Below are 12,564 nucleotides of genomic sequence, written 5' to 3' on the forward strand. Positions count from 1 at the left end.
CGTCAAATACTACCTCTGCCACAATCAGAGCGTGGAGATTTCACGGACAAACCACAGGCACCGACCTTGCAGGATGAACGCCATGACAGGTACCTTTGCAACACAATTCCTATCAAAGCCCGATGGGGTGGTACATGGCAGACAGCATGGTACAGCAGTATGACTGAACGTTACAAGTGGAGAAAAGGCTATAAGAGGTTTTTGCAGTCAAAGGAGAAAAGAGTCCACAAAGTGCAGTATCTACAGGACAAAAACACTTTAGTTTACCTTGGTTAGCTTTTATATATATGCTAACCTAAAGTAAACTGTATATATGTCTGTTTGAAGCTCGAAAACCGTACGGGTCAGCTTACGTCAGAAACAGAAGCACAGAACCATATAAGAGGTTCAAGAAGTCTTTCTTCCTTTGACTGCAAAATATTATCTTTGCACGAATCATAATGGTCCTGTAGGATTTAATATAATTTAACGCTCTTTGTTGAATGCAAGGAAGGAACAGCTTCAATATACTGAATATCAGTAGTATATCATTGTATTGACCCTTAATCTGTAGAAAAGGATGTTATCATACAAAGTAATGTCCATTTGTACTTTTTCTATATGGTTTTATACTTACATTTGCATATCATTTGTACCTTGCTAACAGTAACTAATTGATTATCAATATACTTTATATTTGAGGAAGTGAAGTAAAGATCGCTGAATATACAATAAATCAAAATAAGAGAGCTGTAGATTAAATGTTTACAGCTCTCTTTTGTTTTATATGTAATGTGATTTATTTGAACCCGGACTTTATTACAGTATTTCTCTAATCTTCTCGCGGTTACCCACAATCCAAACGAGATCTCCTAATTGGAAAGCCGTATCTTTATCCAGAGGGATCAATTCATTATTCCGTTCAATAGCCACAACGATACCGTCGTACTTTTCTCCCAAATGAGACTGTGCAATGGTTTTATTTAAGAAACGGAATTCATCATCTACAGTGAAAGAGTGGAGCGTCATCTTTTTATCTACTGCATCCGTATCTATTGTGTTTTTTACATCTTCAATTCTATTTCTGAACTCCTGCAATTGCATATCCGTACCGACTACAGTCAGTTTATCCTGCGGATAAATAGGTTCAGAACTTTTCGGAATGTATATATTCAAATCACCACGCGTGATTGCAACCACATTCACTCCAAAATTTTGCCTGAATGAAAGTTCTCCTAAAGACTTGCCGATGTAATCGGAATAAGGCGATACCACGACAGACGTCAAATCAAGGTCCTTGTCATTGAACTCGCTATTGAAACTTGTTTTTAGCGGGTGTCGTTTTTTAGCAACCTCTTCCCGTCGGTTAAGATTGGCTAGGAATCTCGTTTCCAATCGTGAATATTGCGTGAGGTCTTCCCTAAGAATAAGAATCAATGCCACAACAGCTATGGCAATAATCACACTTATTCCCCAGTTCAGCTTGAAATAGCTGATAACTACGCTAGTGATAAAGAAAAGAGCAACAGATACCCGGCCTAGAACGAGAGAAACCAGTCGTCCGTGATTGTAATTCTCATCTCTCCATAGCTTCAGGAATAATTCGGAAGAGTTGTATTTGTTGGAGATGAGTGCCCACAAAAAAGGAGTCATAAGCAAAAGGGTACCCAGACACATCACCAGATTAATCCATAGGGTAACAGGAGCAAACATTTCACTGATGGCGGGATAAATGATTTGTATAGACAGCAGCCAGATAGCAGTGAGCAATACGCTATAAATAATAACCCTGCCAATCATGTTTTTTAGTAATTTCTTCCAGTCACTATCGTGGTTCATGGTTTTCTTGCCGGAAGCATAACGATCTAATGTCTCCTGTACTTTAGTAGGCAATATTTTGTAAAGCCATTCGGCAAAAGGGTTGGCTAAACGGATAAAATAAGGAGTCGTGAAAGTGGTGATAACAGATACAGCCACAATAATAGGTGAAATAAACGGATCGAGCACTTTGAGCGAAACACCCAGTCCGGCAATGATGAAAGCAAACTCTCCAATTTGTGCCAGGCTGAATCCGGATTTGATAGAAGTGTTCAGTGGCTCTCCGGATAAGAGTACGCCAAATGAAGAGAAAATGGCTTTACCGATAATGGTAACCAGAGTAATGATGATAACAGGCCAGGCATATTCTACCAATACAGCCGGATTCACCAGCATACCGACTGATACGAAAAAAATAGCTCCGAAGAGGTCTTTTACCGGTTGTATGATATGTTCGATGTGTTCGGCTTCGATGGTTTCGGCAAGGATAGATCCCATGATAAATGCACCTAACGCCGTTGAAAAGCCTGTATAGGTGGCCAATACCACCATTCCCAGACAAAGACCGATCGAAACAATCAAAAGCGTCTCATTATTCATCAGCTTCTTTGCTTTTTTAAGAAAAGCCGGAATAACGAAAATACCGATGAGAAACCACAGGATTAAAAAGAAAACGACTTTGAGAACACTAATCAATAAATCTTCACCCACAAAGTCCTGACTTACCGCCATTGTAGAAAGAAGTACCATCATTAAAATGGCAATTAGGTCTTCCACTACCAGAGTTCCGAATACGATACCCGTGAAACGCTGGTTGCGTAACCCCAAATCATCAAAGGCCTTGATGATAATTGTGGTAGACGACATGGACAACATTCCCCCAAGAAAGATGGAATTCATCGTGCCCCATTCTAATAATTGTCCTACCAGAAAACCTATGAGCAACATACTGACGACTTCGGTGGTGGCCGTAATAAAAGCTGTGGAACCTACATTCATGAGCTTTTTAAAACTAAACTCCAGTCCAAGTGCAAAGAGCAGGAATATAACACCTATTTCCGCCCATATATTGATATTTTCGATATCTCCCACGGTGGGGAAAATATTTATATAAGGCCCCGCTAGTAATCCGGCAATGATGTAACCTAAGACTAAAGGTTGTTTCATCCATTTGAACAGCAAGGTTATTACACTGGCCGATATTAATATCAGCGCAAGGTCGGCAATCAAAGTTGGAAAATGTGACATTTAGTGATGGATTTATTCATTTTTATATTCCTGATAGTTAGACAGAAAAGAGACAAGGGACATGGATGTTCAGCTCTTTTCTTTTGCGAGAGTGTCGGCAGTCAATTATTCATTATATTGTTTTCCTCTACAAAAAGAGGGAAACAATATAATAGATAGCTGCTGCCAAGAGTCCACTGACCGGAATTGTAAGAATCCAGGCAGTCATGAGGCTTTTTGTTATTCCCCAGCGAACGGCAGAGAGGCGTTTGGTTGCACCTACTCCGATGATTGCACCTGTGATAGTATGCGTAGTACTAACGGGGATTTTCAGCATTTCCGTAATGTAGAGAGTGAAAGCACCGGCTGTTTCGGCAATTACTCCTTCCAATGGGGTTACTTTGGTGATTTTGGTTCCCATTGTCTTTACTATTTTCCAACCTCCGGACATGGTGCCGAGTGAGATGGCGGTGAAACACGAAAAAGCAACCCAGTCGGGAAGATCATTGATGCTGTTGATACCCATGCCCAATCCCATAGAATGGGCAGCTATCATGGCAGCGGCAATGATACCCATTACTTTTTGTGAATCATTCAAACCATGTCCGACGCTAAAGAGGGCGGAAGAAACGAGCTGCAACCTCTTAAACCAGACTTCAGCTGTATGAGGATGTGCGCGCCGGCAGATATATAGCACAAACAGAGTGAAACCGAAAGCAATCACCATTCCGATAAAAGGAGCCAGAAAGATGAAAGCTGCAATTTTAAGAATGATATTAAGTTGAATTGCTTCAAACCCGTTTGCCATAATGGCAGCTCCTGCAAATCCTCCGATAAGCGTATGTGAGGATGAAGACGGGATACCTTTCCACCATGTTACCAGGTTCCAGGTGATGGCTGCTATTACTCCTGCCAATATAATAGGTAAAGTGATATATTGTTCTACCACCGTTTTGGATACTGTGTTGGCAATACCGAATCCGCCTATTATGTATTTGGCAATGAAAAAAGCAACGAAATTGAAGAAAGCAGCCCATAGTACAGCTTGAAAGGGCGTAAGCACCCTGGTAGATACGATTGTAGCTATTGAGTTTGCTGCATCGTGAAAGCCGTTGATATAATCGAATATCAGAGCCAGAATAATGATAGTCACTAATAATTCCATGTGTTCCGGCTTACTTTATGCGTACTTTACAATCAGGTTTTTCAGAATCTTGCCTACGTGCTCTGCGGCATCGGTCGTTTTCTCCAGTTCATGCATGATTTCTTTAATTTTGATAAGTTCAATGCAATCCTTTTCTTCTTCAAATAGCTTGGTGATAAAGAATTCATATACGTCATCTGCCTGATTCTCGATTTCATGTAATCTTGAGCAATATTCCCGGAGAAGAGTCGGTTTCTTACGGAATATTTCAAGTTCGTCCATGGCTTTACAGATGTAGGTCGCTTCTTCCTGAATCAAACGGCTCAATTCTTTGCCGTTCTCCGAGATAGGACGGGGATTGTAAATAGAGATTCGTTTGGCACAACTATTTATTCCATCGATGACATCATCCATGCAGGAAGCTAAGTCATGAATATCTTCACGGTCGAAAGGAGTGATGAATGTAGTGCCCAATTCATCAAAAATCCGATGCGTCAGTTTGTCCCCTTCACGTTCCAGCTCTTTGATTTTCTTATAGTAGTCTGCACGTTCTGTAGGTGAGTCATGTTGCAAGCTTTCTGTTAAAACAACGGATGCTTCACAAAGCACTTCTGAAAGTTGTTTCAGCAATGGGAAAAATTTGGGCTCCTTTGGAGTAAACCGGCTAAAAAAAGAATTTTTCATAAGTGTAAAAACTTTAAATTGTTTTTTCTTCTCTATTTATATTAGTAACAAATGAATACAGATTATAGTTTGGCGTTTTAAGACTTTAGTTTGGCTCGTACTACCTCTATGATTGCAGGCAATATAGAGATGAATATGATGGCAACGATCAGCAGTTTCAAGTTCTCTTGTACAAACGGAAGGTCTCCGAAGAAATAACCGGCGTAGCAGAATATGCCAACCCAAGCCGCACCACCCGCTAAATTATACATCATAAAATAGTAATAGTTCATCTTTCCCATTCCTGCTACGAAGGGAGCAAACGTGCGTACTATCGGGACGAATCTGGCAAGAATAATTGTTTTCCCACCATATTTCTTATAAAACTCGTGTGTCTTCTCCAGATGGCTTTGTTTGAATATCTTGGAATTGGGATTATTAAAAAGCTTTCGACCGAAGAAATGTCCGATCATGTAATTGCAGGAATCGCCTAATACGGCAGCGGCAAATAAAATGATAACGAGTATATGCACACTGATAGGCATGTCAGGTAAGGCAGAAATAGCTCCTGCAACGAAGAGCAGAGAATCACCTGGAAGAAAAGGAGTGACCACTAATCCGGTTTCACAGAAGATTATAAAAAACAAAATGGCATACGTCCAGGCATGATAATCACGCACAATCATAACCATATATTGATCGATATGAAGGATGAAATCCAATAAAAAGTCCATTTTATATACTTTGGTTGTTATGGTAAAAAAAGAATGTTATTGGCTTCCAGACCATAGTGAATACTCTTTTCACTCAAATGGAGGATGCAAACCGAAAGTGAGGCATCAAAGACTGGAATAGTCTTATGCCGGAAAAATATAAAATGGCTAAATGAGTATGTGGCCTAATGAATAGATATGATATCTATCAGAATATTTAAAAAGATTGGTATAATATGAAAAACCTGTCCATTGGTTTTGAGGAAGCTGGATCTTCAGAGAGCTTAGTATACGGATAGTGACAGAAGGAATATTGAATCGTAGTATCTTTAAAGGAGAGAGGTGGCGGAAGGAGAATGGATTTAAAACGCCATTATCGTTATTGTAATCTTGCTTTCCGGTGTATTCTTTTGTTTTGACTAGTTTCTGTTCTTTATCCAGCTGTATGATGCTGGTTTTGGAGGTGTATGAATTGGTATAGGTTTGTATGCTGGTACTACCGGTTTCTAACCGGTATGCCTCCTGTGCTTCATCGGAAATCAGATGGAATCCCCAATTCAGAAATACGCCTAATAGTATACAGAATATGTACTTCATCATAACGGTCGCAAAGGTAGAAACTATTTTTATATGAAATACATATTCACAAGCATAATTAACAATTATATCAGTGACTACCGAGAATTATTCTTTGAGGCAACTCATCGTAAATTTCATCGGAGTATAGGTTATCCCGTTGGTACATTGTTTCCCGGCAATCTTGTCGAAACCCAAACTTTGATAAAAAGGAATAGCGTACGTGGATGAATTAACTGTCATTTCATTTACCGGACAGTGATTGATCGCAAAATTGAATAATTGTCTGCCGATACCTTTACGGTGGTATTCATTCCTGATAAAAAACAAGGATAGATGTTTTCCTTCATTCTTTGTCCCCATGATGCCGACCAGATTCTTATCCTCAAAAGCACCGTAAATCACTAATTCATTCATCAGTTGCTCGCTGGAGATAAAGCTTTTGAATAAATTCAAACCTTCTTCATCGAAGTCTTCCGCTCCACATTGTATATATACCTCCAATGCTAACGATGCAGCCAGGGCGTATTCGGTCTTGTCTAATTTGCGTATCATGGCGATTGCTTTTATCATTAATTTGCCGGGAAAATTACTATTAATTTCCGGATATGGTATTGAAATCTGATTTCTTTTTCTTTTTTTTGTAAAAGCTGTAGGGTATTTCCGGTTTGAGCGCTCTTATTAGTAGAAACGCAATTTATTTACCTTTAAAAAGCATCAGTATGAAGAATGTAGAAAAACACTTGGTTGGATGGCTATCAGTTTGTTTGCTGCTTTGTAGCTTTCCAGTGTGGGCGCAAGGAGATGCCGGAGATTATCTTACGATCGTTGGTATGGTGAAAGACAAGCAAAATAAAAAAGCTCTGGAGAACGTAAATGTATCGGTGCATGGTAGCAATATCGGTACTGTGACGAATGCGGAAGGAGAATTTGCTTTGAAGATTAAAAAAACGGAAACCCCGCGTGAACTGGACATTTCACATATCGGCTATGTAAATACTCATATCTCTTTGGAGAAAGAAACAGCCGCTATGTTGACAGTTTGGCTGACGCCTCATTCCAATCTGTTGAATGAAGTGGTGGTATTTGCCGAAAATCCACGTATAATTGTAGAGAAAGCAATCAATAAGATCCCTTTAAATTATAGTGATAAGCGTGATATGCTGACAGGATTTTACCGGGAAACCGTACAGAAAGGGCGTCGATATATCGGTATATCGGAGGCAGTGCTCGATGTATCCAAAACAGCCTATACCAATAGAAATATAAACTATGACAAAGTGCGGGTGGAGAAGGGACGTCGCCTGCTTAGTCAGAAAGCGAGTGACACATTAGCTGTCAAAGTTGTGGGTGGTCCTAATCTGGGCGTCACTTTGGATGTCGTGAAGAACAAGGGAGCGTTACTCGATTTTGAAGAATTGAATAATTACGAATTCTGGATGACAGAATCCATGCTTATAGATAATCGTATGCAGTATGTTATTAATTTCCGCCCGAAAGTCATTCTTATGTACGCTTTATTATACGGTAAATTGTATATCGATCGTGAACGGTTGTCATTCACCCGTATAGAAATGAGTCTGGATATGCAGAATAAATCGAGGCGACCACCGCAATTCTGTATAAGAAACCTCTCGGTTTAAGATTCAAACCGCAAGAACTCTCTTACCTGGTCACTTATAAAGATGTAGATGGAAAAACGTATCTGAACTATATTCGTAATACGATCCGTTTTAAATGTGACTGGAAGCGGAAGTTATTTTCCACAAGCTATACGGTAGCTTCCGAAATGGTAGTGACCGATAGAAAAGAAGGAGTATTGGAGAATATACCCAACAAAGAAGCTTTCAGCCTGAATCAAATATTTTATGATAAAGTAGACGAATACTGGAATCCTGACTTTTGGGGAAACTACAATATCATCGAACCTACGGAATCTTTGGAGCACGCAGTGGATAAATTGAAAAAGCAATCGAATTGAAACAGGGATAGTTTTCTTATATTTGAAGTCAATCATAAAGAAAAGCAAGTATGCTGGATGAACTGCTCATACTAAAAAAGATAAAGGAAGGTGACATAAAAGCGTTTGAGGAACTCTTTCGCCGTTACTATTTTCCTCTTTGCTGTTATGCGGCAGGCATTACCGGGCAGATGGCGGTAGCGGAAGAGATTGTAGAAGAGCTTTTCTATGTACTTTGGAAAGAAAGGGTGCGCTTACAGATTTTCCAGTCCGTTAAAAGCTATCTGTACAGGGCGACTCGCAATCAATCTTTGCAGTATTGTGAACACGAAGAAGTTAGGAATAGATACCGTGAAGCAGTATTGAACACTTCCAATCCGGAGCAGTCGACAGATCCTCATCAACAGATGGAGTATGAGGAATTACAGAAATTCATAAATAACACTCTTGAAAAGCTGCCAGTCCGCAGACGACAGATTTTTGAGATGCATCGTTTGGAGGGGCGGAAATATGTGGAGATAGCGACACAGCTTTCTCTTTCAGTAAAAACAGTAGAAGCTGAAATGACAAAAGCCCTCCGGACATTACGAGAAGAAGTTGAAACTTATATTCACATGAAGTGATGAAAACAGAAATTTATAAAATAAAGACAGATCAGGCATGGAACCGATTGTATAATCGCCTGGACAATGACCGTTTACTTGCGAAAGTTGATGAGAGAAGTCCTATACGCAAACATTCACTATGGATCAGATACGGAGCAGTTGCCGCCGTTTTGATAGGCTTCGTCTGGGGAGCTTTGTATTGGATGACCGGTTCTGAAAGAGAACCGGCACAGAATTTTCTTACACAGGAAAATCAAGGCATTTCCACTTTGGCAACGACTCTTGAAGACGGTTCTGTGGTACTTTTGGCAAAGGAAACCTCCTTATTATATCCGGAGCACTTTATTGCTGATAAACGGGAAGTGAGTTTGCAGGGAAATGCTTTCTTCGACGTAGCAAAGAAGCAGGGACAACCCTTTTGGATTGATACGGAACAAGCTAAAATTGAAGTTTTGGGAACCGCTTTCAGTGTACAGAGCGATGAACATGCTCCGTTCCGCTTATCTGTACAAAGAGGGATTGTGAAAGTTACTCTAAAAAAAGGAAATCAGGAATGTTATGTAAAAGCGGGAGAGGCAGTAGTGGTGCAATCGCAACGATTAGTCGTTCTCGATGCGGATAAAGAGAATGAAGAATGGGGGAGCTTCTTTAAACACATACGTTTTAAAGATGAATCTTTGGCGAACATTCTGAAAGTGATGAACCTGAATTCGGATAGTTTGCAGATTCAAGTGGCTTCACCTGCATTGGGGGAACGCAGACTGACGGTTGAATTTTCTGATGAGTTTTCTGAAGTCGTAGCTACTCTGATAGCTAGCGCACTCGGTCTGCAATGTGTCCGGCAAGGTGATATTCTTTTGTTATCAGAATAAAACTCATTTCAACTTGAGAAAATGAAACAGGCTTATCGCTATCTATCCATTCTATTCATACTCTTTTTCGTAGTCGATACGATGAGAGCGGATGGGGGCGATGTATTGGAACGGATAGTTCGGCTTCCAAAGACAAAAGGCACTGTTTATTCATTATTAGGTAATGTCTCCCAACAGTCGGGATATATGTTTATTTATGACAGTAAAGTTATTGATAATGATGCTGTCGTGAAGATAAAGGGAGGAGAACGATCTATTCGCCAAGCGGTGTACGATATAGTGGGAGATACCGGTTTGGAGTTTCAGGTGATTGGTACTCATATTCTGATTACTCTCCCTTCGGAGAAAAAGATTCATATACAACAGGATTCCATTCCGAAGCAGCCTATTAACTTTTCCATTACCGGCACTTTGCTGGATAAGGAGACGGGTGTGCCCATCTCTTCAGCTACTGTTGGAGTGAGGGGGACATCTATCGGCAGCATAACAAATCAGAATGGAGATTTTAAACTGTCCTTACCCGATTCTTTAAAAAACGATTCGATTACCTTTTCTCATATAGGTTATCTTTCACAAGATATAGAGTTTGCTTTGTTGATTGGACGGCACAATATACTTAGTCTCGAACCTAAAGTGGTTCCTTTGCAGGAAGTAGTGATTCGTCGAAGTGAACCAAAGAAACTTTTGCGGGAAATGATTGAACGGAGGGAACAGAACTATTCGCATACTCCCGTGTATCTGACTACCTTTTATCGTGAAGGAGTTCAGTTGAAAAATAAATTTCAAAACTTGTCGGAAGCAGTGTTCAAGGTTTATAAGACATCCTCACATTCAGCAGTGCCAGATCAAGTGAAGCTGTTGAAAATGAGTCGACTAAGCAATGTGGAAGCGAAAGATAGCTTATTGGTAAAAGTAAAGTCGGGAATCCAGGCTTGTATCCAGATGGATATTATAAAAGATATGCCCGAATTCCTGACTCCCAGTATCGAGAATAGCATTTATACCTATACTTCGGAGGGCGTGACATTTTTAGAAGACCGGTTTGTAAATGTGGTGCATTTTGAACAGAAAAAAGGAATCAGTGAACCTCTTTTTTGCGGAGAACTATTCCTTGATTCTGAAACGAGCGCCTTATTGCAAGCCCGTCTGGAAGTTCATCCTGTATATGTGAAAAATGCGGCAGGTATGTTCGTCGAAAGGCGCGCACGCAACGTACGGATGATTCCTCAAAAAGTGGTATATACCATTTCTTATAAACCGTGGCAAGGAACTTATTACATACATCATATCCGGGGCGATCTTCATTTCAAAGTGAAACGTACAAAAATGCTGTTTGGCAGTCGCGATCTTCATATCTGGTTTGAGATGATTACTTGCAAGGTGGAAACCGGACAGGTAGTCGCGTTTCCCCGTACAGAAAGATTGCCTACTCGTACAATCTTCTCCGACACATATTTCAAATACGATGAGAACTTTTGGAAAGACTTCAATGTGATCCCATTGGAAGAAGAAATCAGCAAACTAATAGAAAAAATCTCTTTGAAGATAGAAGAAATAGGTGATTGATTTGTTTTGCCATTCAACGGGATTGCTGTACCTTTGCACCCGGTTTAAAAGATTGTATGTTATGGAATTACCGAAAGATCCGATGATGTTGTTCAGCGTCATCAATATGAAGTTGCGCGATTGCTATTCTTCACTTGACGAACTTTGTGAAGATATGAATGTGAACAAGGATGAATTAGTGAATCAGTTGAAAGCCGCAGGCTTTGAATATAGTGCGGAACACAATAAGTTCTGGTAATCATCTCCTTGTTTACAGCTTATAAATAGAGTATTTCTACTAAAAACATAGTGACGCTATATGCTCGGGATAGTGACGGCATCATTGTCTCATGCCGTCACTATCCCAAGCATATAGCGTCACTATAATTTTCTACCTTCATCTAAACGTCATCAGGAATCATGTGTTTATTCCTATCGTATATACCGACAATGATTTCCGCCAGTTCTCCCTCTCTTGTTAATAAAAGCAAAATACCAAATCCCATATTTAACTTCGGCAATCTTCCGCGTTCTAACTAATAAAGTTCAGAAAAAGAATTGATGATAAACGAGAATAAAATTCGTGAAGCTTGTGCCTCGAATCGCGAACGGGGATTCAAGATGCTGATGGACTCTTTTCAGGTGCCGATATATAATTATATCCGTAGACTGGTTGTATCTCATGAAGATGCGGAAGATGTGCTTCAGGAAGTCTTTATCCGGGTATTCCGGCATATCGATCAGTTTCGCGAAGAAAGTTCACTGTCAACCTGGATTTACCGGATTGCGACGAATGAGAGTTTACGTTTGCTCAACGGACGTAAAGATGAAGGAGTTGTTTCCGCGGAAGATGTTCAGGAAGAGTTGATGGGCAAGTTGAAGGCTTCCGATTACATTGATTATGAGAATGAGTTGGCAGTAAAGTTTCAGGAAGCTATTTTAAGTCTGCCGGAAAAGCAACGGCTGGTATTCAACTTGCGTTATTACGATGAACTTGAATATGAAGAGATCGCCCGTGTACTGGATAGTAAAGTGGATACACTAAAAGTGAATTACCACTATGCGAAAGAGAAGATAAAGGAATATATATTAAACAGATAGAACGATGAAAAAGGATTTTGATTTTGATGATATTGTAAAACGGACACCTTACCGTACCCCCGATGGATTCTTCGAGGACGTGCAACGAAAGGTGATGGAACGTGCCGGAGTGAAGCAACAGCGGAAGTCTCATACGAAGCTGATTATTTCTACGGTGATTACCATAGCAGCCGTATGGGTCGGATTTCTGTTTGTTCCGTCTTTGCGACAGGCAGATGAGGTGACAACATCTTCTTCGAAAGTATTAGCCAATGGTACGGAACCGGTAGATAAATGGATTAAAGAACTATCAGATGAGGAGTTGGAAGAGCTCGTCAGCTTCTCTGAAAATGATATATTTTTGAATTAAGTAACTCAATTA

General features: G+C 40.1%; 13 protein-coding genes and 1 pseudogene. 8 read left to right on the plus strand and 6 right to left on the minus strand.

The features are described from left to right. On the plus strand, nt 1-276 hold a 276-nt coding region (locus DXA05_RS20625), incomplete at its 5' end, for a hypothetical protein (protein ID WP_128859579.1). Nucleotides 277-798: 522 nt separating this feature from the next. Here the strand turns inward: DXA05_RS20625 and DXA05_RS20630 are convergent. From DXA05_RS20630 to DXA05_RS20655, 6 genes are all read right to left on the minus strand, one after another. Further along, complete coding sequence (locus DXA05_RS20630) at nt 799-3,045, minus strand: cation:proton antiporter (protein ID WP_128859580.1); 2,247 nt, start codon at nt 3,043-3,045, stop codon at nt 799-801. Between the two features lie 127 nt (nt 3,046-3,172). Then, the gene (locus DXA05_RS20635) at nt 3,173-4,189 is read right to left on the minus strand and encodes an inorganic phosphate transporter (RefSeq protein WP_008644519.1); all 1,017 of its coding nucleotides are present in this window, start codon (nt 4,187-4,189) and stop codon (nt 3,173-3,175) included. A 15-nt stretch (nt 4,190-4,204) separates the two neighbouring features. Then, nucleotides 4,205-4,852, minus strand: coding sequence for a DUF47 family protein (locus DXA05_RS20640; protein ID WP_087321811.1), 648 nt, complete (start codon nt 4,850-4,852; stop codon nt 4,205-4,207). Nucleotides 4,853-4,929: 77 nt separating this feature from the next. Beyond that, on the minus strand, nt 4,930-5,565 hold the full coding sequence (locus tag DXA05_RS20645; protein ID WP_004316898.1) for a DedA family protein: 636 nt from the start codon (nt 5,563-5,565) through the stop codon (nt 4,930-4,932). Nucleotides 5,566-5,712: 147 nt separating this feature from the next. Then, nucleotides 5,713-6,144, minus strand: a complete 432-nt coding sequence (locus DXA05_RS20650; protein WP_004316897.1) for a hypothetical protein — start codon at nt 6,142-6,144, stop codon at nt 5,713-5,715. 84 nt (nt 6,145-6,228) lie between these two features. Further along, nucleotides 6,229-6,675, minus strand: coding sequence for a GNAT family N-acetyltransferase (locus tag DXA05_RS20655; protein WP_128859581.1), 447 nt, complete (start codon nt 6,673-6,675; stop codon nt 6,229-6,231). Nucleotides 6,676-6,842: 167 nt separating this feature from the next. Here DXA05_RS20655 and DXA05_RS20660 point away from each other — a divergent pair. The 7 genes and pseudogenes from DXA05_RS20660 (at nt 6,843) to DXA05_RS20690 (ending at nt 12,552) form a co-directional block, all read left to right on the plus strand. Then, a pseudogene (locus DXA05_RS20660) lies at nt 6,843-8,101 on the plus strand (carboxypeptidase-like regulatory domain-containing protein). A 50-nt stretch (nt 8,102-8,151) separates the two neighbouring features. Beyond that, the gene (locus DXA05_RS20665) at nt 8,152-8,703 is read left to right on the plus strand and encodes an RNA polymerase sigma-70 factor (RefSeq protein ID WP_008021410.1); all 552 of its coding nucleotides are present in this window, start codon (nt 8,152-8,154) and stop codon (nt 8,701-8,703) included. Continuing rightward, nucleotides 8,703-9,557, plus strand: coding sequence for a FecR domain-containing protein (locus DXA05_RS20670; RefSeq protein ID WP_128859582.1), 855 nt, complete (start codon nt 8,703-8,705; stop codon nt 9,555-9,557). The genes DXA05_RS20665 and DXA05_RS20670 overlap by 1 nt, the downstream gene beginning before the upstream one ends. A 21-nt stretch (nt 9,558-9,578) precedes the next feature. Next, nucleotides 9,579-11,123 carry a carboxypeptidase-like regulatory domain-containing protein gene (locus tag DXA05_RS20675; RefSeq protein WP_120144197.1) on the plus strand — a complete coding sequence of 515 codons (1,545 nt, stop codon included), beginning with the start codon at nt 9,579-9,581 and terminating at the stop codon, nt 11,121-11,123. 61 nt (nt 11,124-11,184) lie between these two features. Continuing rightward, on the plus strand, nt 11,185-11,361 hold the full coding sequence (locus DXA05_RS20680; RefSeq protein ID WP_004316890.1) for a DUF4250 domain-containing protein: 177 nt from the start codon (nt 11,185-11,187) through the stop codon (nt 11,359-11,361). Nucleotides 11,362-11,663: 302 nt separating this feature from the next. Continuing rightward, nucleotides 11,664-12,203 (plus strand): sigma-70 family RNA polymerase sigma factor, encoded by a 540-nt coding sequence (locus DXA05_RS20685; RefSeq protein ID WP_004302175.1) that lies wholly within the window; start codon nt 11,664-11,666, stop codon nt 12,201-12,203. Nucleotides 12,204-12,207: 4 nt separating this feature from the next. Beyond that, nucleotides 12,208-12,552 carry a hypothetical protein gene (locus DXA05_RS20690; protein WP_128859583.1) on the plus strand — a complete coding sequence of 115 codons (345 nt, stop codon included), beginning with the start codon at nt 12,208-12,210 and terminating at the stop codon, nt 12,550-12,552. The last annotated feature ends 12 nt before the right edge of the window (nt 12,553-12,564 follow it).

The organism is Bacteroides sp. AM54-2NS (assembly GCF_003602935.1).
Taxonomy (GTDB): Bacteria; Bacteroidota; Bacteroidia; order Bacteroidales; family Bacteroidaceae; genus Bacteroides; species Bacteroides xylanisolvens.

What these genes read in the sequence shown, in the direction of transcription:
- DXA05_RS20630 (WP_128859580.1), bottom strand. Translation starts at nt 3,045, where the DNA reads ATGTCACATTTTCCAACTTTGATTGCCGACCTTGCGCTGATATTAATA.
- DXA05_RS20635 (WP_008644519.1), bottom strand. Translation starts at nt 4,189, where the DNA reads ATGGAATTATTAGTGACTATCATTATTCTGGCTCTGATATTCGATTAT.
- DXA05_RS20640 (WP_087321811.1), bottom strand. Translation starts at nt 4,852, where the DNA reads ATGAAAAATTCTTTTTTTAGCCGGTTTACTCCAAAGGAGCCCAAATTT.
- DXA05_RS20645 (WP_004316898.1), bottom strand. Translation starts at nt 5,565, where the DNA reads ATGGACTTTTTATTGGATTTCATCCTTCATATCGATCAATATATGGTT.
- DXA05_RS20650 (WP_004316897.1), bottom strand. Translation starts at nt 6,144, where the DNA reads ATGATGAAGTACATATTCTGTATACTATTAGGCGTATTTCTGAATTGG.
- DXA05_RS20655 (WP_128859581.1), bottom strand. Translation starts at nt 6,675, where the DNA reads ATGATACGCAAATTAGACAAGACCGAATACGCCCTGGCTGCATCGTTA.
- DXA05_RS20665 (WP_008021410.1), top strand. Translation starts at nt 8,152, where the DNA reads ATGCTGGATGAACTGCTCATACTAAAAAAGATAAAGGAAGGTGACATA.
- DXA05_RS20670 (WP_128859582.1), top strand. Translation starts at nt 8,703, where the DNA reads ATGAAAACAGAAATTTATAAAATAAAGACAGATCAGGCATGGAACCGA.
- DXA05_RS20675 (WP_120144197.1), top strand. Translation starts at nt 9,579, where the DNA reads ATGAAACAGGCTTATCGCTATCTATCCATTCTATTCATACTCTTTTTC.
- DXA05_RS20680 (WP_004316890.1), top strand. Translation starts at nt 11,185, where the DNA reads ATGGAATTACCGAAAGATCCGATGATGTTGTTCAGCGTCATCAATATG.
- DXA05_RS20685 (WP_004302175.1), top strand. Translation starts at nt 11,664, where the DNA reads ATGATAAACGAGAATAAAATTCGTGAAGCTTGTGCCTCGAATCGCGAA.
- DXA05_RS20690 (WP_128859583.1), top strand. Translation starts at nt 12,208, where the DNA reads ATGAAAAAGGATTTTGATTTTGATGATATTGTAAAACGGACACCTTAC.